Source organism: Prevotella aurantiaca (assembly GCF_015262605.1).
Taxonomy (GTDB): domain Bacteria; phylum Bacteroidota; class Bacteroidia; order Bacteroidales; family Bacteroidaceae; genus Prevotella; species Prevotella aurantiaca.
In genome coordinates, this window is sequence record NZ_JABZSJ010000040.1 from 1 (window position 1) to 24,004 (window position 24,004).

Consider the following 24,004-nt stretch of genomic DNA (forward strand, 5'->3'; position numbering starts at 1 on the left):
GTAGACAAGGTAAAGGAAGAATAAAAAGAGGATGTATCAATTTTGACACACCCTCCTTTTATTTTATATACTGGCGATGTATTTATTTTGCAATGTCAATCTTCTGTACACGACGTTCGTGGCGTCCACCTTCAAAAGTAGCTTTAAAGAATGCATCCATAATCTTTCCTGCAGTTCTGTTATCAACAAAACGACCAGGTAAAACGAGTGCATTAGCATCGTTATGTTGACGGATAAGTTCTGCAACATCTTTGTTCCAAGCTAAACCAGCTCTTACCCCTTGGTGCTTATTGAGTGTGATTGCCATACCTTCACCACTACCACAAATAGCAATAGCAGGATAAACTTCTCCATTACAAAGAGCTTCTGCAAGTGGGTGCGCATAGTCTGGGTAATCGCAACTTAAATCGCTGTTGCAGCCAAAGTCCTTATAAGGGAGTTTATTTTCTTCGAGATACTGAATGACAAATTTCTTTAAAGGAAGGCCAGCGTGATCGCAGGCAATACCTACTGTTTTAATTTCCATAAGCGTTAAAGTCATTAAGAGCCCCGTAGGAGAGTATTCTGCGAGGCTCGGTTAGTATTATGCTAAAAATAATTTAACTTGTTCGTAAACATTCTGAGCAGTAAAGCCCAGTTTTTCATCAAGTACTTTGTATGGTGCCGAAAAACCGAAGCTATTCAGACCATAAACAGTACCATTTGCTCCTACTAAGCCTTGTAATGTAACAGGAAGACCCGCTGTTAAACCAAATATCTTTGCATTCTTAGGAAGAATACTTTCTTGATATTCAGCAGATTGACGGCGGAACAATCCTTCTGATGGTGCACTTACAATACGCACCTTTACTCCATCGGCTTTAAGAAGTTCAGCTCCAGCAATACAAGTAGAAACTTCTGAACCACTAGCAACAAGAATTACGTCATAGTTCTCGTCAGAGTCATTTACAATGTATGCTCCCTTGCGTGTTAACTCGTAATTATTACCTTCTGGGAGATTTGTAACATTTTGACGAGAAAGAATCAAGGCTGTTGGTGTATCTATGTTTTCCATTGCCATTTGCCAGCAAATTGTTGTTTCTTCTGCATCGGCAGGGCGGAATACGCGTAAAGAATCTTTTCCCGAATGGTTCTGGAGTTTCTCCATTAAGCGTATTTGTGCTTCTTGTTCAACTGGCTCGTGTGTAGGACCATCTTCACCTACACGGAATGCATCGTGGCTCCAAATGAATTTTACAGGAACTTGCATTAAGGCAGCGAGGCGAACAGCAGGTTTCATATAGTCAGAGAATACAAAGAATGTCCCCATAGCTGTAACGACTCCACCATGTAGCATCATACCAATACACATGCAAGCCATTGTTAATTCACTAACACCAGCTTGGAAGAAAGCACCAGAGAAATCATCACGTACAATACTCTTTGTCTTCTTTAGGAAACCATCTGTCTTATCAGAATTAGAAAGGTCAGCAGATGAACAAATCATATTAGGAACTTGTTCTGCAAGTACGCTTAAGCAAGTAGCACTTGCTGCACGTGTTGCAACGTCAGCTTTTTGACTGACAGCAGTCCAATCTATTTTAGGTGCTTTACCGCTAAACCATTCTTTGTATAATTTTGCTTTTTCAGGATTAGCTTCCGCCCATTTTTGTTCTTCTTCATGGCGTTTCGCTACAATATCCCTCAGTTCCTTCAAACGATTAGCATAAAGTTCTGAAACCTCAGGGAATACTTTAAATGGATCGTTAATATCGCCGCCCAGGTTCTTTATGGTATTAATGTATGCATTCCCACCTAGTGGTGCGCCATGTGTTTGAATACTATGTTCGTAGCTTGTGCCATCTTCTCTAAGTGCACCTTTACCCATGATTGTTTTACCAATAATAAGTGTTGGACGCTCTTTTTCGGTATGTGCAGCATCAAGAGCTTGTCGTATCTCGTTTACATCATTACCATTGCAAGTTAGTACATTCCAGCCCCATGCTTTATATTTAGCAGCTGTGTCTTCGTTCATAACTTCGTTACATTCAGTAGAAAGCTGAATGTCGTTGGCATCATAGAACATGATAAGGTTGTTTAGACCTAAAGTTCCTGCAATACGTCCAACGCCTTGCGAAATTTCTTCTTGAACACCACCATCAGAAATATATGCATAAATCTTATGTTGCATAACCTCACTACCCAATCTTGCTTCGAGGAATTTCTCGGCAACAGCAGCTCCAGCTGCAAATGTATGTCCTTGTCCTAATGGTCCAGAAGTATTTTCTATACCTCTTTTAATATCGCGTTCAGGATGTCCAGGAGTAGGGGATCCCCACTGACGGAAATCTTTTAATTCTTCTATTGTAAATTTTTCTTGAAGTGCCAATGCTGAATATAGCATTGGAGACATGTGACCAGGGTCTAGAAAGAACCTATCGCGACCAGCCCATTCAGGTTGTTCGGGGTCGAATACCAAGTATTCAGAAAAGAGGACATTGATAAAGTCTGCGCCTCCCATTGCTCCTCCAGGGTGTCCTGATTTTGCTCTTTCTACCATGGAAGCAGCAAGAATTCTGATATTGTCCGCCGCACGGTTCATTACTTTGTTGTCGTTCATAAAATTTAGATTAATAATATATTTATTCTATTTGCAAATATAATGAATTATTGGGGAAATCCAAAATATAAGATTGTTTAATTGCTAAATTTCGCATTATTTTATGAATATTCAATGCGAGATTTGATAGTTTATTTTTATCATCTACTTTTTAGGAGTATACTTGTATATAAAAAGTGTATTGAGAAGCTGCTCATTTTAATAATACAGAAGGAAAAATAATAATCCTAACCAAATATTATTTTGCAACGACAAACCTCAGTTTCACCTTCAATACTTGATTTTGTTATTTGTATCGCAACTTCGTTATTTATAGGCTCAATTTCTTTATCCGTATAGAAATTGAGTGTTTCACCATAGTGAGATTCTACTATGTAGGCAATATCAAACTTCTGTATGCTATGTTGTTTATACCATTCGAGTGGGAAAATATCTAAGATGTGTTCTATATATTTTATAGAATTTACATGTCCGTTGATGTCAACATCATTGTAATGGGCTATAATTGATTTCTGAAGTATGAGGTTGCTGTCCAATTTTACTCTAGACGATTTCTTGATAGGGTTGTCATAGTTAGTTTCTATATGTTTTGAGATAGTTTCGTTGTCAACTTTCATAATATCTACAGGTTCCCGAGTTTCTGTATCAATCATTGCCCATATACTTTTTCCATAACCATATATGTGTCCGTCTTCATTTGTTATTTTGAAGTTACGGTTTGTAAAATAGCGCATAACACTATCTACCCATGTTTCTATTATAAATTTATCATAGATAGCAGGCGTTTCGTCTAATTCTATAGCAAGTCTGCTTAGAACCCATGTCTTATTTATGGTGTTTAGATAATTTACTCCATAACCACGATCGTTACTATGGAAATCAGCTGCATTTAAAAGATTATTTCCTAAATGCCCAATAAATAAATGCTTTGTAAAATCGCAATGGAACGGCTCAGCCATAAAGTGGTATTTGCCTATTGTAGGTAGGTTATTCATATGCTCTATTTATATAATGTTGTCTTTAGTGCAAAAGTAGTGATAATTTTCTTAATTGCTTTCCACAATGAAGGTTATTTTATATTTGTTTTTAAGAGTGATAAATTATATCTAGTCTTATTCTTTTCTCAAACGTCTAATTGTTCTCTGCTAAACTAATTTATAATGCAGATGAAATAATCAAACATGTTCAATGACGTTGACATGTAGTATTAATAGGGGGATAGAATTACTATATAAAATGTAATTACGAAAAATTAAATTGTAATTACTTTTTAAAAATTCATAATTACATTTTTCTTAATATATAATTGTTTTTTCTTTATAGGCTAATAGATAGGGGAAACAATATATTTCTAGTCTTATTATTATCGAGTTCTACAATCATTTTTTAAAATATATCTTAGCTATAAGAAAAAATAGTTGTAAGTAACTATTTGACTGATAAGTGAAAAAATGAATAATAATCGTTATAATATCACTTCTCAATAATCTTCTAATTTTATTTTTAAAAGGGAACTTGATATTTGTTTTAAAAGTTTAGACAATAAAAATCCTCGGTACTTTCGCACCGAGGATTAATTATGTAATAAAAAATTATTTATTCTGTGTTAAATTACTTAACGTAAACAACTGCAAGACGATTAGAGGTTACACCCTGAACACCCTTACCAGTAGCTTCGTCGATGATAACACCACGGCTTCTGAGGTAATCAGCAACAACCTGAGCGCGGTTTTCAGACAACTTCTGGTTGAGAGCTGCGCTACCTTCTGGAGATGCTGTACCAACAACTTGTACGTGGCTACCTTCCTTAACGTTGTCAAGAGCTGCCTTTGCTTCTCTTGTAAGATTGTACTTACCTTGAGCGAATGTTACGAATACAAGGTCAGAAACAGTGAATTCCTTAACTGCAGGTACTTCCTTAACAACTTCAACTTGCTTAGTGATAACTTCTGGCTTACGGTTGCGAAGTTCGTTGATTTGTGCATTAAGTGCATCGATTTCAGCCTGATCGCGTGGAGTTACAATTGTGAAGTTGTGAGTTCCATTAGAGTTTGCAAACTTGTAAATGAAACCAGCGTTCAATTGAACGAATGAATTGTTGATGTTGTAAGCTGGTTGACCATCTTGTGCTACAGTCTTGTAATCATAACCAACATTGTAGTCGTTATAATTGAATGTACCTGATGGATTAACAGTAACATTCTTTGAATGAGACTTGCCTAAGAATGCAAAGTTGATAGATGGCTCAACATAGAACTGCCATTGTTTTTCAGCACCGAAATTGAATGCGAAATTAAGAGCAGCTTTAGATGTCATACGATTACGTTGATTTTCTGTTGCCTTCTCAAACATATCGTTGTTTGTGAATACATGCATCCAACCAAGACCATAAAGAGCACTAACTTCAAAAGCACGAGGCTCACCTTTATAACCACCAAACCAGTTGCTCAAATTTACTGTACCGAGTAAGCTAACATTTGTAGCACGTACAACAGTACCTGTTGAATGCCATGGTTTGTTTGAGAAATAAGCGTTACCCTCAACTGCTAAACCGAATACTGGAGTAAAATAGCGACCAAGACGAAGACCTGCATTTGCATTAAGATCGCTTAACCATTTGTGACCTGTTGTTTTAGTAGCAACACCACCGTTAATACCGATGTAAATGTTGTCGAAAGTCTTACTTTCTGCAACTGTTTGTGCAGATGCAGATGCTGCGAATATTGAGGCAGCGAACAATAAACCTAACTTTTTCATTTCTCTGAAAATTTATTAATACTTTTTTAAATAATATTTTATATTACGATGCAAAGTAATAAAAAATTACGCAATTGACCAAATGTTTTTGCTGAAAAGTGTGTAAAAAGTGTGTTTTTAGATGTGGAATGAGACGAATTGCACTAAAAAAGTATTTTTTTTCTATTTTTTAAGCTTTTGAGAAATTATCATATATAAAAAAGAGGCTCGTCAACATTTCTGCGCAGGCCTCTTTATATAAGGATAGGATGAAACTAAATGTTACTTTTAGATTTGTGTAATAATGCTACCACCAACTTCTACAGCTTCCATATTTAGAGGTATTAAGTGGTGATGGCGCTCTGGTAAAGTTTTAAACAATGCTTTGTTTAATCCGTCCAAACTTACAATAGGACAAACTTTCAGTAGTCCACCAAGAACAATCATATTGAAGACCTTAGAGTTCTTCATTTCTGCTGCTTTGTTCATCGCATCTATACGATAAACAGTAATATCTGTACGAGTTGGTGGGTTTACAATGCCAAATCCATCATATATAAGTATACCGCCTGGCTTAATCTTTTCTTCAAACTTTTCGAGTGAAGGTTGGTTGAGCACAATAGCAACATCATACTTACTCAAAATAGGAGATGATACGCGTTCGTCGCTTACAATAACAGTAACATTCGCTGTTCCACCACGTTGTTCTGGTCCGTATGCGGGCATCCATGTTACTTCTTTATCTTCCATAAGTCCCGAATAGGCCAAAATCTTTCCCATAGAGAGAACGCCTTGTCCTCCGAAACCGCTAATTATAATCTCTTTCTTCATACTATAAATGCTTTAAGTTTGGTTATATGCCAGTTTCGTCTTTAAGGTCGCCCTTTTCATAATGAGGGAACATATTTTCTCGCATCCATTCATTAGCTTTTGCAGGACTTAGTTTCCATCCACTATTACAAGTAGATACAATCTCTACAAGTGAGCTGCCTTTACCTTGCATACTTGATTCAAATGCCTTGCGAATAGCTTTTTTTGCTTTGTTTATAGATGCAACAGTGTCAACACTTTGACGAGTTACATAGCAGGTTCCTTCTAAACGACTTGCCAAGTCGGTCATATTAAGTGGATAACCATGTATATCTGGAGTTCTTCCGAAAGGACAAGTAGCTGTCTTTTGACCAATCAAAGTTGTTGGTGCCATTTGTCCTCCAGTCATTCCATAGATAGCATTATTTATGAAGATGATTGTAATGTTCTCACCTCTGTTAAGAGCATGTATGGTTTCAGCTGTACCAATACAAGCCAAGTCACCATCACCTTGGTAAGTAAATACCAAACGGTCTGGCCAAAGGCGTTTGATGGCAGTAGCAACTGCAGGTGCTCTACCATGTGCTGCTTCTTGCCAGTCGATATCAAGATAGCGATAAGCAAACACTGCACAACCTACAGGACATACACCAATTGTTTTTTCTTCCATACCGATGTCGGCAATAACCTCTGCTACGAGCTTATGCACAACACCATGTGAACAACCAGGACAATAGTGCATTGTCGTGTCATTCATTAGTTTGGGTTTTGCGTATACCAGATTCTCTGGCGAAATTATATTATTTTCTGCCATTGGGCATTCCTCCGATTTCTTATTTTATAAGTTTATCTTTTAGTGCTTCTACTATCTCTTCTGGTTCAGGAACGATACCACCCAATCTTCCAAAGTGTTCTACTTGTATGGTACCATCAATAGCAAGTCTTACGTCTTGAACCATTTGACCAGCATTAATCTCGCTAACTAATATTCCTTTCTTGTTTTTTGAGATTTCAACAAGCTCTTTACTTGGGAATGGCCATAGAGTAATAGGGCGGAATAACCCAACTTTCAGACCTTGTTCGCGTGCCAATTCTACTGCTTTTTCGCCAATACGAGAAGCACTACCAAAGCTTACTATAATGTAATCGGCATCTTCGCATTGGCTTGTTTCAAAGCGTGTTTCGTTTTCTCGAATGGTCTTATACTTCTCTTGTAAGTGTAAGTTTCTCTTTTCCATTACTTCCGACTTAAGCTCAAGCGATGTAATTATGTTTGGCTCACGCTCTGCTTTGCGGCCCATACTTGCCCATGGACATTCTTTTGCTATTTCTTCTTCTGTACGACGTGGCTTTAGTGGTGGCAATACAACCTTTTCCATCATCTGACCGATGACACCATCAGAAAGAATCATAGCAGGGTTGCGATACTTAAATGCCAATTCAAAAGCCAAATCTACGAAGTCAGCCATTTCTTGAACAGAGTTTGGTGCCAACACGATTACGTTGTAGTCGCCATTACCACCACCTCTTGTAGCTTGGAAATAGTCACTTTGACTTGGTTGAATTGTACCCAAGCCAGGACCTCCACGTTGTACGTTTACGAATACACCTGGTAGCTCAGCACCAGCCATATAACTTATGCCTTCTTGCATAAGTGCTATACCTGGAGAAGATGAAGATGTTAGTACACGTTTTCCAGCACCGGCACCACCATATATCATATTGATAGATGATGTTTCACTTTCAGCCTGCAAGACAACCATTCCTGTTGTTTCCCATGGCTTCAGAAGTGCGAATGTTTCAATTATTTCACTCTGTGGAGTAATAGGATAGCCGAAATATCCATCTGCACCACAACGTATTGCAGCGTGCGCTATGGCTTCGTTGCCTTTCATTAATGTTACTTCTCTTTCTGCCATTCTTTATTCCTCCACTCTTTTTTTGTATACTGTGATACAACCATCTGGACATACTGTTGCACATGCTGCACAACCTATACATAAGTCAATGTGTGCAGGTTCAACATAAGTGTATCCGTGGTTATTAACTTTTTTATGAGCTATGTCTATCACGTCTTTTGGACAGGCAACAATACACAATTGGCATCCTTTACATCTGTCGGTGTTTACGACAATCGCTCCTTTAATCTTGCTCATGCTTTTGTATTTTTAAGGATTATAAGCGTCCTTGTTGTAAAAATTAAAAATGTCTTCTAGCATTTTCTTTGCTTCTAAGGCTGGAGATTCAGGATCGAGATCTATTGCCTCTAAGTAGCAATTCATTGCATTTTTAAAATCGCCTTTCTTTTTGTACTCATTGCCCTGTCGGAAATATTCTTCCGCGGTCATAATAAATCCTCCTTTCGTTTATAGTTGTTTTGTAATAGGTTTAGGTAGGAGAACGAATTCCCCACCTTATTAATTATAATGTAGTTGTCTTATTTGTAGAATTCTTTCTTACCTGCTGCAAGTGTATTTTTCATTAATGAGCAGATTGTCATTGGGCCTACACCACCAGGGACTGGTGTTATGTAAGAACATTTTGGCGCTACCTCGTCGAATTTAACGTCACCTGTTAAGCGGAAGCCACTTGGACGAGAAGAATCTGGAACACGTGTAGTACCTACATCAAGTACGACAGCACCTTCTTTTACCATGTCTGCAGTGAGAAATTCTGGCTTTCCAATAGCTGCAATAATGATATCAGCTGCTAAACATTCTTCCTTCAAAGTCTTTGAATGTGAGTGACAAACTGTAACTGTAGCGTCACCGAAGTGCTTTTGCATCATGAGTTGAGCCATAGGCTTACCAACGATATTGCTTCTTCCGAGAATAACGCACTTCTTTCCTGATGTAGGAATGTTGTAGTGTTGAAGCAATGTCAGCATGCCTAATGGTGTTGCAGAGATAAAGCAAGGAAGACCAATAGACATACGGCCAACGTTAATAGGGTGGAAGCCATCAACATCCTTGCGATAGTCCACTGCCATAATTATCTTTTGCTCGTCGATGTGCTTTGGTAATGGAAGTTGCATAATAAATCCATCTACATCGTTGTCTTTATTCAATTTGTCCACGCAAGCTAACAATTCTTCTTCAGTAACATCGCTTTCAAAACGAATTAGTGAAGATTTAAAACCGCAAGCCTCGCAAGCGAGTACTTTATTCTTAACGTAAGTTTCGCTTCCGCCATCGTGTCCGACGAGTACGGCAGCAAGATGTGGTTGCTTTCCGCCTGCTTCTACGATTTTGCGTACTTCTTCCGCAATTTCTTTTTTAATAGCTGTTGCGGTAGCCTTTCCATCGATTAGTTTGTAATCCATAGGTCTTGAACTTAGATTTAATACTGTTTTTAATTTGTGTTTATAGTTTAGGCGCTTTTGGCATGCCAGGAATGTTTTTCATTTTTCCCATCATGCCTGCCATTTTAGAGCCTGTAACCATTTTCATCATCTTGCGTGTTTGCTCGAATTGCTTTACAAGTCTGTTTACTTCTTGTATATTTGTGCCCGAGCCTTTTGCAATACGTAGGCGACGTGAATTATTCAAGAGTTCAGGATTTGTTCTTTCCTTTGGTGTCATACTTTGTATGATTGCCTCAATTCCCTTGAAAGCATTATCATCAATATCCACATCGCGTATAGCTTTTCCTACACCTGGAATCATAGCAGCAAGGTCCTTCAAGTTACCCATTTTCTTTATCTGCTGTATTTGATTGTAGAAATCATTGAAATCAAATTTATTCTTCTGAATCTTTTTCTGTAGTCTCTTTGCTTCTTCCTCGTCGAATTGCTCCTGTGCACGTTCAACAAGCGACACAACGTCACCCATTCCTAAGATACGATCTGCCATTCGAGTTGGATGGAAGACATCGAGTGCTTCCATCTTCTCTCCTGTACCGATGAACTTTATAGGCTTTGTAACAACAGTACGGATAGATAATGCCGCACCACCTCGTGTGTCACCATCAAGCTTTGTAAGTACTACGCCATCAAAATCCAATCTGTCGTTAAATTCCTTAGCTGTATTTACTGCGTCTTGACCCGTCATAGAGTCAACAACAAACAAGACTTCGTCAGGGTTTACATGATTCTTCAGACTTTCAATTTCGTCCATCATTTCCGCATCAACAGCTAAGCGTCCAGCAGTATCAATGATGATTATGTCGTTGCCATTGGCCTTTGCTTCCTTGATAGCATTGTCTGCAATAGCATTTACATTCTTATTTTCAGGTTCACTGTATACAGGTACACCTACCGATTCGCCTACAACTTTTAGCTGCTGAATAGCAGCAGGACGATATACGTCGCAGGCTACAAGTAATGGTTTTTTATGTTCTTTGGTTTTTAGAAGGTTTGCTAATTTACCTGAAAAGGTTGTCTTACCAGAACCTTGCAAACCACTCATTAAGATAATAGCAGGTTTGTTTTCTAATTTCAGCCCTACAGTATCGCCACCCATCAATTCTGCTAACTCGTCATGAACAATTTTAACCATAAGCTGTCCAGGCTTAACGGCTGTTAATACGTTCATACCTAATGCCTTTTGTTTAACAGTGTCTGTAAACGATTTAGCTACTTTGTAATTGACGTCAGCATCTAACAATGCCCTACGGACATCTTTTAGTGTTTCTGCTACGTTTATTTCTGTAATCTTTCCCTCTCCTTTCAGTATCTTGAAGGAGCGTTCTAGACGATCACTTAAATTTTCAAACATTATTTTATATGTGTACTTTTTCGAAATATATGCAAAGATAATAAATAAGGTAAATAACGACAAGAAAAAACGTAACTTTTTTTTCTTGTTCATAGTTTTTATAGTCTTATGGAAATCATTAACGGATAAAAACATGCTGAAATCTTGTTTGTTTTGGAAATAATGTATAATTTCGCACTCCATAAAGTTTAATATTATAACATAATGTCAGAAGGAATGGAATTTTATATTAATGTAGATAATAAAAAGCAGGGGCCTTATAGTGTTCAGGAACTTGCGGTTCGAGGCATAGAAGCAACTACTTTGGTATTGGCCACTAACTCGAGTGAATGGAAGCCTGCGTGGCAAGTAGATGAGTTACGACTAATTTTAATGGGAAACAAGAGTAATAATGCACAACAATCTGATAATAAGCGTAATATATTAGATAGTGAATCAGTTTTGGTCGGTGCCCCTGTTGATGGAATCCCCCATGTTAATGATCAGCCAATAGACGATGTTTATGAAAAAAGAGTTACTCCCGAAAAGCCTAAAAAACATTATGGTTGTCTTATAGTTTTTTTGATTTCACTTGTTGTTTTGACTTGTTTGCTAATCTTTACCTGTCCTTCAGCGGAAGAACATAAGCGTGTTTTATCCGATGTTGTAACTGCTACGGTAACTGAAACAGCAGTAAATGCTACTCAAGGTTCAGATAATGCACTCTTTTCAAAAGCGTTACAGACAGTCAATGATATGTTTACGAAGAAGGTTATAGATGCAGCCATGGAAAATTTGATAAGTGTTGATAATAATTTCGTATATTCAATTGGCAGAATTAACTTTGGCGGGAAAAGCTATATTGTTTCGTTCGGTGTGTTAAATCATGTATTCACGTTGAATAAAGACCAACTAAAATTAGCAACAGAAAAGTACTATAAGAAGGCTGAATTTAATGTTCAATCGGATCTTCAAAAGAAAGCTGAAAAGCTATTGAAAGAGAATGTAATAGATCCTGCTGCGAAAGAGATTGAAAAGATGGCAGGTTCAGCAATTGATGAACTACTTGATGGCTTAGGGTTTGGCTTAAGAGGAAAGTCTAAAAGAGATGATTCAGGCTTATTAGAAGATTCTATTTAGTCCATAGAAATTTAATTATGGTAGAATCCTATTAGGGAGAATGTTGTCATTTAGAACTTTCATAGATCGTTAATCTGTATTTGTCCGAACATAGTTCTTAAGTTCTCACATTTATGTAAAAGAATAAATAGAATGTTAGTAAACCACAAAGTTGTACTCATTCTAGTGCTTTAGTCCTGTAAAGAAAATTTTAGTAAATAATGAAGGTTATGCTTTGATATTATAATAGTGCCTGTTTTGCAGCGCAAAACAGGCACTATTGCCTTGTAAAATAGGCTCTTTTGCATAACAAAACAGATGCTTTTTCAACATCTTGATATTCAGATTGTTGAATAAGAGAGTTATTACTGAAAATAGTTTACGATTTTATTATGGTCATTTTTTCTTGTAAAGGAGGTTTTCTCATCTTGAATTGAGAAGTTTCGAATGCCATTTAGTAGTATTAGTAAATACGTTTCCAAAGCGTATAACGAAAAAGCTGCTATCATTGGATCTACACTTTTTATCCTTGATAGCGGCTTTCTTTAGTTTCTGACCTTACTTGTTAGTGAACTTATTGATAAAGTCATCCTCAGAGATAATGTCTATTCCAAGTTCTCGCGCCTTCTGATTCTTGCTTGATGTGCTATTTATATCGTTATTGATAAGATAATTTGTAGATTTAGATACGCTGCCAGTAACCTTGCCTCCTTGACTTTCTATGTAGGCCTTAAGTTCGTTTCGGTTCTTGTAATGACGCACATCACCAGTAACAACAAATGTTTTACCCTCACATAGAGAACCTTTCTCAATTGGTAAAACCTCTGTAATTTCGAGTTCTGAAAGCAGATTTTCAACAATGTTTCTGTTTTTCTCATCCTGCATCCACCTTACAAAGCTTGCGCTTTTCTCTGGCCCAATGCCTGAAATAGTGGAGAAAACAGTTAAGTCAGTAGTCGTTTGTGCTGTTGAAATAAGTTCTAAAAGCGAATAAGTCGATAGCAAACGTGTACAAACATCTTGTCCTACGAGCGGGATAAAGAGCGCATATAGAAATCTTTTTGCTTCTACTGTTCTTGCTTTATCTATTGATTTCAGTAGATTTGAAACACTTTTACTGCCAAATCCTTCCATTGTACGAAGCTCGTTGGCGTATTTATCTAAGTGGAAAAGGTCTGCATATTCTGTTATCCAGCCGAGATTGATAAACTTTTGTACTGTTTGTTCAGATAGTCCATCAATGTTTACACCTTCTTTTGATACAAAACGAGCAAACTTTTTCAATTGTTTTGCAGGACAATTAGGATTGATGCAGTGCAATGTCTTGGTAGCACTACTTTCGCTTTCCATTACTTCTGTGGCAGCTTTGCAGACAGGACAAGTGCACGGAATTGCAAGTTTACCAATAGTTTCCGTAACATTGATAACCTTTGGAATAATCTTGTTTGCCTTTATTACCTCAATTTTGGTACCCTTATCGCCTATACCAAGACGTTCACATTCCGATATATTGCAGAGACTTGCACGTTTTACAGTTGTACCTTCTAAGTTTACAGGTTTAAAAACAGCAACAGGTGAGATGGTTGAAGCAGCACACGACCATTCTATATATTCTAGTTCGGTAGCTGCACTCTCGTCCTGCCACTTGAAAGCATAGCCTCCTCGTGTAGCGTGGTGCCCTGTCACGCTTCCCGAAGTGGCATATATGGTGTCGTCATACGAAATAACGAGACCATCGACAGGGTAGTCAAAAGTATTCAATTTAACTGTCCATTCCTGAATAACTTTATCTATGCTTTCCTGTGTAGGGTGGATTATTTGTTCATGTTCTACTGTTTTAAAGCCTAAATGTTCGAGAAAGGCCATTTGTTTTCCCCAAGTTACGATGTCCTCGTCGGTGTGAACCAATGTGAAAGGTATCCATCGAATGTGTCGTGACTTTACTGCATCAATGTTTTTTAGTGTGAGCGACCCAGACGCAAGGTTACGTGGGTTGGCATATTCTTCACCCATTTCCATATTGAATACGTTGAAATCAGTATAGCTAATAATAGCTTCGCCACGGATAACAATGTGTCCAGTGTTGCTAATCGTAGGTAAAATGCCATCGATTGCACTTGCAAGATGCGTGATATTCGTACCGATATGTCCATTACCTCGTGTTACAATTTTCGATAACTTGCCATTATCGTATGTAACAACTAATGTAAGACCATCTAATTTCCACGAAAGCCAAATAGGTTTACCCTCAGCCCATTTTGCAAGTTCGGCTGTACTCTTCGTCTTCGCAAGCGAAAGGGCTGCATATTCGTGTTCTTCCTTTTCACCCACAATACTATCTGCACTTACGTTTGCAGTTGGCGAGTCGGGTAGGATAGTATCTGTTTCTTCTTCCAGCCTTTTCAGGCGGTCGAAAGTTGCATCCCATTCATGGTCCGACATCATTTCTGCCTTACCATTATAATATGTATCGGAAGCTTTGTTGAGCTTATCAACAAGTTCCCTCATCATAGCTAATTTGTCCTCTTGCATATATTAATAGTTATTTGTAAATATGGTAGGTGCCTCCATCGCTTTCGCAAAACTTCTGCAAAAGCTTTTGAATAAACTCTGCATTTTGTCTTACTGAAATTTCGTTACCATCGTATCCATTGATTAGTACCAGCAAATGAGAGGTATCAATAGTTATCTTTGTGCGTTCATGGTCGGAAGTTGGTGTACCCACTCCGCCTACTTCATCTCTGTAAACAGGCAGACCGTGAATGTTAATCATACCTCTCCCTATACCCTCGTAAGGTTCTCCTTCCTTTCCAATGCCCAATGTTAAGGTGTTGCCCACGAATTTATTGGCATCGAAACCGCCAATACTATAGCCATACGCCATAGAAGCAAGGTTTATAAGGTCTACCAATGTATCTATTTGATAAAGGGCTTTACCTTGTAAAACACGTCTTATAAGTGCTTCAGAAGCAGGACGATAACGTGATGGATCCTTTCCGCAAGCACGATAAATACTACGAGTGGCTGCAATGCCAGATATATCTTTTAATGTTTCTGTGGTAAGTTCAGCTTTGAACTTTTGTTCAAGTGTGTTTATTTCATCCCAAAGAGGCTGACTGTATTGCGAGTTTTTTACTCTGGCTTCAACACAAGCGCCTACAAAATTAGGACAAACAGATTCTATTTCGTTACTTACTATTATTTCCATATATTCTTTATAAGTTCTTTATCTGCTGCCATCCAGTTTAAAGAATCGAATTCTTCAATTTTTAGCCATTTAGCATTGATGTGCGAAAGAAGTTTGAAATTGTAGTCACGCGCCAAACATTCGTATGCTGTGAGGGTAATTATGAAATCGGGATACTTGTAAGTTATGGTTCCTAATTTCTTACCAATGTAAATATCCCAGTCCATTTCTTCTTTTATTTCTCGAAGTAATGCCTCGTAATTGCTTTCTCCAGGTTTCACCTTTCCGCCAGGAAATTCCCAGTGTTCAGCTACATATTCTGGACCTTTTCGAAGTCGTTGTGTGCAAAGATACTTATCGTCTTTCCGAACGACAGCACAAACCACATTTATAAACTCATTCTCCATCACCGCCATTAATTTTCTACAAATATACTACAAATAAACCAATGTCTGAATATTTTTACAAAAATATCATGCTAAAACCTTTCCACTTAATATCTTTTATATACCTTTGTGGGCGTTTTTAAAAGATGCAATTTAATTATTACTAATTTTAAATATAAATAAAAGAAATGTCTACATTAACAATCGCGATTATTATCGTTTTTGTTCTTGGCTATGCATCGATAGCCATGGAAAGCTTAGTGAAAATTGACAAGGCTGCTATTGCTTTGTTGATGTTTGTATTTTGTTGGACACTATACATGTTCGACCCTACACCTTTTGTTCAGTTAATGCATGCTAGCAATGCCTCTGAATGGACAGGGAACATTACAGAGTTTGTAAATAAACTTATCATAGAACATTTAGGTGATACCTCAACGACTCTGTTCTTCTTGATGGGTGCAATGACAATAGTTGAAATTGTTGACCAAAATGGCGGTTTCAACTGGGTAAAAGGTGTTATGCAAACGAAGTCGAAGCGTGCTTTATTGTGGCGTATAGCATGTATGACTTTTTTCCTATCGGCTATTTTGGACAACCTTACCACAAGCATCGTTATGATCATGATTCTTCGTAAGCTCATCAGTAACAAGGAGGACCGAATGATTTATGCTGCATTGGTAATTATTTCAGCTAATTCAGGTGGTGCTTTCTCGCCAATTGGTGATGTTACGACTATCATGTTGTGGAATGCAGGAACAATTACAGCAGCAGGAGTCATTAGTGAAATCTTTATACCTTCAATTGTTTCTATGGTTATTCCTGCATTTATTATGCAGTATATGCTCAAAGGCGAACTTGCTGTTACAGGACAATCTGAATCAGAAAACGATGAAGCTGGAGAGTTTGGAAGTTCGCAACGAAAAATAGTATTTACTATTGGTGTTGGCGGTCTTTGCTGTGTGCCAATCTTTAAATCTATCACTCATCTTCCCCCATTCGTTGGTATTATGCTTGTTTTAGGCTTATTGTGGACTATAACAGAAATTTTTTACCATCAGTTACATCGTGTAAAAGGTGATGGTGTAACCTTCGCAAAACGTGTAACAAGTCTATTGTCACGTATAGATATGTCTACTATTCTTTTCTTCCTCGGTATCTTGATGGCGGTTGCTTGTTTGGAAGAAATTGGAGTATTGATGAATCTTGGTAAGTCATTAAATACTATATTTGATGAAAACCATTATGCAGTAACAGGAATTATTGGTGTTCTTTCTTCTATCGTTGATAATGTTCCTTTAGTTGCAGGCAGTATGGGTATGTATCCTATTCAAGCTGCAGGTGATATGGCTGTTGATGGTATCTTCTGGCAATTACTTGCTTATTGCGCTGGTGTCGGTGGTTCTATGCTTATCATTGGTAGTGCTGCAGGTGTGGTAGTTATGGGTTTGGAGAAGATTACTTTCGGTTGGTATATGAAGAAAATTACTTGGATAGCTTTCGTAGGCTATGTTGCAGGTATTCTTTCTTATTACATTGTTCGTACATTTATTTTCACAACTCCATTGTAAGGAAAAATAAATAAAAAAGCCCCTATCAAAATGAAACTTTTATCTTGATAGGGACTTTTTTATTTTATAATATTTTGTGCAACTTACTTGCTTATTCTTTATTTCTTATTCTATTTTCTTTCTTCTGAATTCAAAATATCTATTAACAACGAAAAGTTTTTAATGAAAAGCATGCACAAATGAAAAAGAATTGCGTATATTTGCAACTCTAAAAACTTATTTTTTTAAATGTGGAAATAAAATTCTTATAACCATTATATACCAATAATTAAAAACAAATCAAATTATGGAAATACCATTTGCAGAGTCTTGGAAAATCAAGATGATTGAACCAATCAAGAAAAGTACACGCGAAGAAAGAGAACAATGGCTAAAGGAAGCTCATTACAATGTATTCCAGCTCAAAGCAGAGCAGGTTTATATTGATTTGCTTACCGATAGTGGTACAGGTGCAATGTCAGATCGTCAGTGGGCAGCGATGATGTTAGGCGATGAAAGCTACGCTGGTGCAACTTCGTTCTATAAATTCGAGGAAACCGTACAGAACATTCTTGGATTGAAGTATATTATTCCAACTCATCAAGGACGTGCTGCTGAGAACGTACTCTTCTCATTCCTTGTAAAGGAAGGTAACGTTATTCCTGGAAATGCACATTTCGATACTACTAAAGGACACATTGAAAGCCGTAAAGCACACGCTATTGACGTAACGACTGACGATGCAAAAGATACACAAAAAGAAGTTCCTTTTAAAGGTAATGTTTGCCTTAAAAAGCTAGAGAAGGTGCTCCAAGAAAATAAAGGTAACGTCCCATTCATGGTGCTTACAGTTACTAACAACACTGTAGGTGGTCAGCCTGTCAGCATGAAGAATATTAAGGAGACATGTGCTCTTTGCCACAAATATGGTATACCTGTAGTAATGGACTCTGCACGTTTTGCAGAGAACGCTTACTTTATTAAGGTACGTGAAGAAGGATATGCTGATAAGAGTATCAAGGAAATTGTTCGTGAAATGTATGCTGAAGCTGATGCAGCAACTATGTCAGCGAAGAAAGACGGCGTAGTAAATATGGGTGGTTTCATTGCTACAAATAATAAGGAATGGTTTGAGGGCGCAAAGATGTTCTGTATTCCAATGGAAGGTTATGTAACCTATGGAGGTATGAGCGGACGCGATCTCAACGCACTTGCGCAAGGTTTAGATGAGAATACAGAGTTTGATATGCTTCAGACCCGTATCCATCAGGTAGAGTATCTTGCAAAGAAACTTGATGAATATGGAATTCCTTATCAACGTCCTGCTGGTGGTCATGCAATATTCGTAGATGCAAGTAAAGTACTTACCCATGTACCAAAGGAAGAATTCCCTGCACAAACATTGACATGTGAACTTTATCTTGAAGCTGGTATCCGTGGTGTAGAGGTTGGATATATGCTTGCCGACCGTGATCCTGAAACTGGTGAGAATCGTTTTGGGGGACTTGATCTTCTACGCTTAGCAATTCCTCGTCGAGTATATACAGATAATCATATGGATGTGGTTGCAGCTGCTTTGAAGAATGTTTTTGATCGTCGCGAAAACGTTACACGTGGCGTTGCTATTGAGTGGGAAGCTCCGTTAATGCGTCACTTTACTGTGAAGTTGAAACGTCTCGGTTAATGCATTTGATAGATATAGCTTAACATTAATAGTTTTATCTACATCTAACAATAGGGAGTATCATAAAAATGATACTCCCTATTATTTTTTAATACCCTTAAGTCCCAATTTAATTTTGTTGTTGATAGGTTGGTTGAAATCTTCTAGCTCTTTTATTTTATTTGTGATGTGGTGATGGGAATCTTTTTTCTACTGGATCCTTAAGAGGCGTTGAAGGCAAAAGTTTCTTTCTTTTTAGACTTGCTAAACTATATGCGTATCCCCACTGAATATCTACTGTCTCTTTTTGGTTCTATATCTGTTTATTCTGAGAAATAAAAAAGAGTTTAGATATAATTATCTAAACTCTTTTGTGATTCCGGCGGGATTCAAACCCACAACCTTCTGATCCGTAGTCAGATGCTCTATTCAGTTGAGCTACGGAACCAATCTTTATGGTTGCATCTTTAGAACTTAATTGTCGTTCTTTAATTGCGAGTGCAAAGATACAAGTTTTTATTGTTACTGCCAAATATTTTTCAATATTTTTTTAAAAAGAAATTACTCTTCATCGTGCAAAACGGGCAGTTGGATGTGATAATATACAGCCACAAAGCGAATTAGGATGATTAAAAGAAAAGTTGCAATAACTGTAAAGGTAATATTGCAATTTAACGCTAACAACATCCAATAAAGCACCCCACCCGCAACGCTTGCGATAGCATATATCTCTTTGTGGAAGATGACAGGCACATTGTTTAATAATACATCGCGAATAACCCCACCCGCAACTCCTGTGATACACCCCATAATGATGGCAACCCAGAATGGATGCCCCAGTGATAAGGTCTTTTGCATACCAGCAATAGTAAAGAATGCCAAACCTAACGTGTCGAATACGAACCATGCGTTGTCCAATTTCTTCATGCGCTTCCTAAGTACTATTGTTAGGAGCAAAGCTACCGTAGTAACAAGCAAGTATCGAATGTCAGTTGTCCAGAAAGGTCTGACACCTAACATAGTATCTCGTATAGTTCCACCACCTATGGCTACTGCAATGCCGCATACATATCCACCAAACCAGTCGAAATTTTTCTCTGCGGCATGCCTTATTCCAGAAATGGCGAAAGCAAATATTCCTAAGCCTTCTATAAGTTCTAAAAGTGTTTCAGCAAATTTTGGGTCAGTAAATGTCATTGTTTGTTTTTTGTTGTGATACGGCTACAATTTATTTGTTAACAACATTCTGTGGATTTCCTGTAATAAATGCTTTGATATTTTCAACACAGATATCCATTAGTCGTTGTCGTGCTTCTATTGTAGCCCATGCAATATGTGGCGTGATGTAAGCATTCGGCTGTTTTAATAGCGGATTGTCTTTGTGTGGAGGTTCTTGCTCCATTACATCAGCACAATATGCTTTCAGATGTTTCTTTTTCAGCGCATCTGCTACTGCCTCTTCATCAATAAGTGCACCACGACCAGTATTTATTAAAATGGTTCCTGGACGCATTTGTGCCAATACATCTTTATTTATCAAATGTGTATTTTCCTTAGTTAGAGGACAATGAAGAGTAATGATGTCAGCGGTATGATAAAGACCTTCCAAAGTAGTCTTGCGAATCCATTCTGGTAAATTACTACTATTTTTACTTGTATAGGCTGAAATATCCATACCTAACATGTGTCCGACCCATGCTACCTTTGTACCGATATTGCCTAATCCTATTATACCCAATGTTTTCCCTGCAAGTTCAAAGAGAGGCTCGTCCCAATAGCAGAAAGTTTTTTTAGCACTCCATACACCCTTGCGTGTCTCGCTAGAATAATAATCAGCATGGGTTGCTACATTCAGTAGATGGGCAAATACAAATTGCGTAACACTATCTGTGCTATAAGCTGGAATATTGGTTACGATGACACCATGGTCTTTAGCTGCTTGTAAGTCAATATTATTAAATCCAGTAGCTAATTCTCCAATATATTTTAGTTTGGGTAGCTGTTCAATAATCTCTCTTGTCATATTTATTTTATTGACAAGAACAATTTCAGCATCTTTAGCTCTTTCTACTATTTGATCTTCTTCAGAGTAGTCGTAAAATACGAATTCTCCTAATTCTTTCACGCCGTCCCAAGATATATCGCCTGGGTTAGCTGCATAACCATCTAAATCTACAATTTTCATATCTTTCAATTTTTATATCTGTCTCCCCAACATTGCACCATCCATTGATAATGCTTTTCCTCTTGAGGAGAATGTTGTGCATGCCAAAAGCGCTTGTCAATAAGCGCATCGGGCAAATATTGTTGTTCTATAAAGTGTCCTGGAAAATCATGAGGATATTTGTATCCGTCGTGATACCCAAGTGAAGTCATTAGCTTTGTTGGTGCATTGCGAAGCGGTAATGGAACTGGTTGATTGCCACTATTTTGTACTTCTGCTAATGCTGCGTCTATTCCAAGATATACAGAATTACTTTTTGGTGATACTGCAAGATATACTGCAACTTCAGCCAATGCAATTCGAGCTTCGGGCCAACCTATTTTCATTACAGTGTCAAAGGCTGCATTTGCCAAAAGCAAAGCATTTGGATTAGCCAATCCTATATCTTCTGCTGCACTAATAACCAACCTCCGAGCAATAAATTGCGGATCTTCTCCTCCTTCTATCATTCTTGCCATCCAATAAAGCGTGGCATCAGGATCACTTCCGCGAATTGATTTGATGAATGCAGAGATAATATCGTAGTGCATTTCACCATCTTTATCGTACGCTAAAGGATTTTGTTGTAGGCAGGATACAACGCTATCGTTTGTGATTATACTTTTATCTTTATTATTCTCCGATGCTTCAATGGTAAGCTCAAGAATGTTTAATAACTTTCTAGCATCTCCACCACTATACCGCAACAGTGCTTCAGTTTCTTTGAGATGAATATTCTTTTCCTTAAGATAAACATCTTTTGTAATGGCTTGTGTGAGTAATTTGAGCAGTTCGTCTTTATCCAAACTCTTAAGTACATATACTTGACAGCGCGATAACAGCGGTCTAATAACCTCGAAAGAGGGGTTTTCAGTAGTTGCACCAATGAGTGTAACGATTCCTTTTTCAACAGCTCCAAGTAATGAATCTTGTTGAGATTTTGAAAACCTATGTATCTCGTCAATAAACAAAATAGGTGAGGGCGAGTTAAAAAAACGTCCACTTTTAGCTTTTTCTATTACGTTTCGTACATCTTTTACACCGCTTGCTATGGCAGATAAAGTGTAAAATGGAGTTTCAAGTTTGTTAGCAATAATTTGCGCTAATGTTGTTTTTCCCACTCCAGGAGGTCCCCACAGAATGAATGAAGATATGCGTCCTGAGTCTATCATGTTTCTCAAGACCGCTCCTTTTCCCACTAAATGACTTTGTCCGACATATTCGTCAAGTGTATGTGGGCGCATTCTTTCTGCTAATGGTTCCATTCTGTATAATGTAGATGTATATATGCAAAGATAAGAAATCTATTTGATTTTTCCAACCTCTTTGCTCGATTTTTCGCTGTAGCTTTATTTTTACTATAATTTTCTTGCAAGTTTAGTTTTTAGTATTTACTTTTGCACCACTATCTATAAATATATTGTTAATAAAGGAATAATATGAAGCAACAAGGGAAATCACTCTCATTGAAGAATCTAACAAAATCTACTGTTTGGGAAATACAGGAGAATGATGTGTTCCGCCTATGGAGTCAAGCGGAGCGTGATGCAGATTTAAAGGATAATGAAAATCATTATCTAGATGTTATTAAGAGTGCTTTTACCATCGAAGAAGTGAAAGTAGACAGACCTGAAGTAATTGCCAAATATGAGGAACGCGGCTATAAAATCGGACAAATTAAGTTAGACGACAGTACAGTTGCGAAATGGGCGATAAAGAAAAAGCCTATCAATCGTATTTCGGACCTTACTAAGGACAATATACATCGTATTTCAGCAAGAAAGATAGTTGAAGTACTTGAACGTAATTTCGGTGGTGGTTGGGAAAGCTTATCAAAGAATATTCAAGATATTATTCTTAGTGCATTTGAAGTAAGCACCACTACACTGCCAACTGCTCGTTTAAAGAAAAGTGGGGGCTTGTATGAAAAGAAAGTTGCAGAAGGATATGAAGTCCTTGAAATAAATAAGGGGGGGTGGACAGAAGCTATCTTCGTAAAGGAGATTACTGAAAAGCCAGATGACGATATGGATTTTGACGATTTGGATATCGAAATTCCTGTTACTAAGAAGCCTGACTTTGATGATATGGACGATGAAGAAGACTTCCCAAAAGATAATGATGACGATAATGACGAAGATGAGTTCGATGATGATAAATTCATAGAAGAAAGTTACAGAACTACATTCGAAACTAATCCAGAAGATTTAGATATACAGGCTGAAGATATCACTGATGATAGCTTCTAATGAATGAACTTCAAAAGAGCCTAAATTCAAGTAAATAAATTATTTGAATTTAGGCTCTAACCTATTTTAATCATGATTGTAGAAAATCTTACGGATCACTTACTTTATAATTTTTTACAGTATTTAATTTCTTCAAGATGTTTATTCTTTTAAGAATTTTAAAAGTTCTATTGGGCTAATTTGCAAGCGAGTATTTTAAACTTTATAATAGCTGTAGCTTTGAATTTTAATATAAGATAGAGTATAATGAAAATTCTTAAATGAGAGAAATTATTCAAAGTTCCAATGGGAACGTAAATTTGCTATACGAAAGTAAATCGAAAATTTATAATTACAAAAAATAAAAACATAATTACGTTTTTTGAATTTGTAATTATATCTTTTGAAATTTATCATTACTTTTTATAATTGGTAATTCCCATTTTTAATAAGTAGGGGGATAAGTCCTCATAATAACATAATGCATTTACCCAATATAAGCTCAAAATAACGGGTCTGCTGTAAATAATGCTTTTATCCAAAACCTTTTTATCTGACCTAAAATTACGAATAAAGCCACAATAGCTATCTTATTATTTTGGACATGTTAATCTAATTGTATGGCTTTATCTGTTCAACTAAACGGACTTGTCTGTACAATAAATTGCAAAAAGGAGTCCAATCAATAAATTTGTCTATAATATCTTCATTATCCTTAATAATGAATTTTTATTCATTCATAAGATTCGGAATGCTTAAGTGTAATATAAAAAATAAAAGAGGGTGTGTCAAAATTGATACATCCTCTTTTTATTCTTCCTTTACCTTG

21 protein-coding genes and 1 tRNA gene are annotated in these 24,004 nt (G+C 37.1%); 4 read left to right on the forward strand and 18 right to left on the reverse strand.

Annotated elements, in window-relative coordinates; genetic code table 11:
• Nucleotides 1-82: 82 nt before the first annotated feature.
• From HXN26_RS07630 to ffh, 11 genes are all read right to left on the reverse strand, one after another.
• Complete coding sequence (locus HXN26_RS07630; protein WP_024999990.1) at nt 83-526, reverse strand: RpiB/LacA/LacB family sugar-phosphate isomerase; 444 nt, start codon at nt 524-526, stop codon at nt 83-85.
• Between the two features lie 57 nt (nt 527-583).
• Entirely contained in the window at nt 584-2,599 is a 2,016-nt protein-coding gene (locus HXN26_RS07635; RefSeq protein WP_273160273.1) for a transketolase family protein, read from the reverse strand.
• Between the two features lie 227 nt (nt 2,600-2,826).
• Nucleotides 2,827-3,594: an acyl-[acyl-carrier-protein] thioesterase gene (locus tag HXN26_RS07640; RefSeq protein WP_273160274.1), complete on the reverse strand. Its 768-nt coding sequence runs from the start codon at nt 3,592-3,594 to the stop codon at nt 2,827-2,829.
• A 616-nt stretch (nt 3,595-4,210) separates the two neighbouring features.
• Entirely contained in the window at nt 4,211-5,356 is a 1,146-nt protein-coding gene (locus HXN26_RS07645) for an OmpA family protein (protein WP_273160276.1), read from the reverse strand.
• Nucleotides 5,357-5,623: 267 nt separating this feature from the next.
• Nucleotides 5,624-6,166 carry a 2-oxoacid:acceptor oxidoreductase family protein gene (locus HXN26_RS07650; RefSeq protein WP_024999993.1) on the reverse strand — a complete coding sequence of 181 codons (543 nt, stop codon included), beginning with the start codon at nt 6,164-6,166 and terminating at the stop codon, nt 5,624-5,626.
• A 22-nt stretch (nt 6,167-6,188) separates the two neighbouring features.
• Nucleotides 6,189-6,959, reverse strand: a complete 771-nt coding sequence (locus HXN26_RS07655; protein ID WP_273160278.1) for a thiamine pyrophosphate-dependent enzyme — start codon at nt 6,957-6,959, stop codon at nt 6,189-6,191.
• A 19-nt stretch (nt 6,960-6,978) separates the two neighbouring features.
• Nucleotides 6,979-8,064 carry a 3-methyl-2-oxobutanoate dehydrogenase subunit VorB gene (locus tag HXN26_RS07660; protein ID WP_273160281.1) on the reverse strand — a complete coding sequence of 362 codons (1,086 nt, stop codon included), beginning with the start codon at nt 8,062-8,064 and terminating at the stop codon, nt 6,979-6,981.
• 3 nt (nt 8,065-8,067) lie between these two features.
• Nucleotides 8,068-8,301 carry a 4Fe-4S dicluster domain-containing protein gene (locus HXN26_RS07665; RefSeq protein ID WP_084472139.1) on the reverse strand — a complete coding sequence of 78 codons (234 nt, stop codon included), beginning with the start codon at nt 8,299-8,301 and terminating at the stop codon, nt 8,068-8,070.
• A gap of 12 nt (nt 8,302-8,313) precedes the next feature.
• Nucleotides 8,314-8,493: a tetratricopeptide repeat protein gene (locus HXN26_RS07670; protein WP_024999996.1), complete on the reverse strand. Its 180-nt coding sequence runs from the start codon at nt 8,491-8,493 to the stop codon at nt 8,314-8,316.
• Nucleotides 8,494-8,582: 89 nt separating this feature from the next.
• On the reverse strand, nt 8,583-9,467 hold the full coding sequence (gene folD / locus HXN26_RS07675; protein ID WP_273160285.1) for a bifunctional methylenetetrahydrofolate dehydrogenase/methenyltetrahydrofolate cyclohydrolase FolD: 885 nt from the start codon (nt 9,465-9,467) through the stop codon (nt 8,583-8,585).
• 40 nt (nt 9,468-9,507) lie between these two features.
• A complete protein-coding gene (ffh, locus tag HXN26_RS07680) occupies nt 9,508-10,860 on the reverse strand; it encodes a signal recognition particle protein (protein ID WP_273160287.1) in 1,353 nt (450 codons plus the stop codon).
• Between the two features lie 204 nt (nt 10,861-11,064).
• Here ffh and HXN26_RS07685 point away from each other — a divergent pair, with 204 nt between their 5' ends.
• On the forward strand, nt 11,065-11,979 hold the full coding sequence (locus HXN26_RS07685; RefSeq protein WP_273160289.1) for a DUF4339 domain-containing protein: 915 nt from the start codon (nt 11,065-11,067) through the stop codon (nt 11,977-11,979).
• Nucleotides 11,980-12,516: 537 nt separating this feature from the next.
• On the opposite strand, the gene ligA is transcribed toward HXN26_RS07685, so the two are convergent.
• Genes ligA through HXN26_RS07700 form a run of 3 tightly spaced genes read right to left on the reverse strand, consistent with a single transcriptional unit; the run spans nt 12,517 to nt 15,552 of the window.
• The gene (gene ligA / locus HXN26_RS07690; protein WP_273160291.1) at nt 12,517-14,490 is read right to left on the reverse strand and encodes an NAD-dependent DNA ligase LigA; all 1,974 of its coding nucleotides are present in this window, start codon (nt 14,488-14,490) and stop codon (nt 12,517-12,519) included.
• 10 nt (nt 14,491-14,500) lie between these two features.
• Entirely contained in the window at nt 14,501-15,166 is a 666-nt protein-coding gene (locus tag HXN26_RS07695) for a B3/B4 domain-containing protein (protein ID WP_273160292.1), read from the reverse strand.
• The gene (locus HXN26_RS07700; protein ID WP_273160294.1) at nt 15,157-15,552 is read right to left on the reverse strand and encodes a (deoxy)nucleoside triphosphate pyrophosphohydrolase; all 396 of its coding nucleotides are present in this window, start codon (nt 15,550-15,552) and stop codon (nt 15,157-15,159) included. Before HXN26_RS07700 ends, HXN26_RS07695 begins: the two co-directional genes overlap by 10 nt.
• Before the next feature lie 167 nt (nt 15,553-15,719).
• Between HXN26_RS07700 and nhaD the strand changes: the two genes are divergently transcribed.
• Nucleotides 15,720-17,102 (forward strand): sodium:proton antiporter NhaD, encoded by a 1,383-nt coding sequence (gene nhaD, locus HXN26_RS07705; RefSeq protein ID WP_025000002.1) that lies wholly within the window; start codon nt 15,720-15,722, stop codon nt 17,100-17,102.
• Between the two features lie 286 nt (nt 17,103-17,388).
• A complete protein-coding gene (locus tag HXN26_RS07710; RefSeq protein WP_025000003.1) occupies nt 17,389-18,765 on the forward strand; it encodes a tryptophanase TnaA in 1,377 nt (458 codons plus the stop codon).
• Nucleotides 18,766-19,118: 353 nt separating this feature from the next.
• Here the strand turns inward: HXN26_RS07710 and HXN26_RS07715 are convergent.
• The 4 genes from HXN26_RS07715 to HXN26_RS07730 form a co-directional block, all read right to left on the reverse strand.
• Nucleotides 19,119-19,192, reverse strand: a tRNA-Arg gene (locus HXN26_RS07715).
• 113 nt (nt 19,193-19,305) lie between these two features.
• Nucleotides 19,306-19,941, reverse strand: a complete 636-nt coding sequence (locus tag HXN26_RS07720; protein ID WP_273160297.1) for a trimeric intracellular cation channel family protein — start codon at nt 19,939-19,941, stop codon at nt 19,306-19,308.
• A 31-nt stretch (nt 19,942-19,972) separates the two neighbouring features.
• Nucleotides 19,973-20,929, reverse strand: a complete 957-nt coding sequence (locus HXN26_RS07725) for a D-2-hydroxyacid dehydrogenase (protein WP_273160299.1) — start codon at nt 20,927-20,929, stop codon at nt 19,973-19,975.
• Nucleotides 20,930-20,934: 5 nt separating this feature from the next.
• A complete protein-coding gene (locus HXN26_RS07730; RefSeq protein ID WP_273160301.1) occupies nt 20,935-22,212 on the reverse strand; it encodes a replication-associated recombination protein A in 1,278 nt (425 codons plus the stop codon).
• Nucleotides 22,213-22,386: 174 nt separating this feature from the next.
• Here HXN26_RS07730 and HXN26_RS07735 point away from each other — a divergent pair, with 174 nt between their 5' ends.
• Nucleotides 22,387-23,196: a hypothetical protein gene (locus tag HXN26_RS07735; protein WP_025000006.1), complete on the forward strand. Its 810-nt coding sequence runs from the start codon at nt 22,387-22,389 to the stop codon at nt 23,194-23,196.
• Nucleotides 23,197-24,004 lie beyond the last annotated feature (808 nt).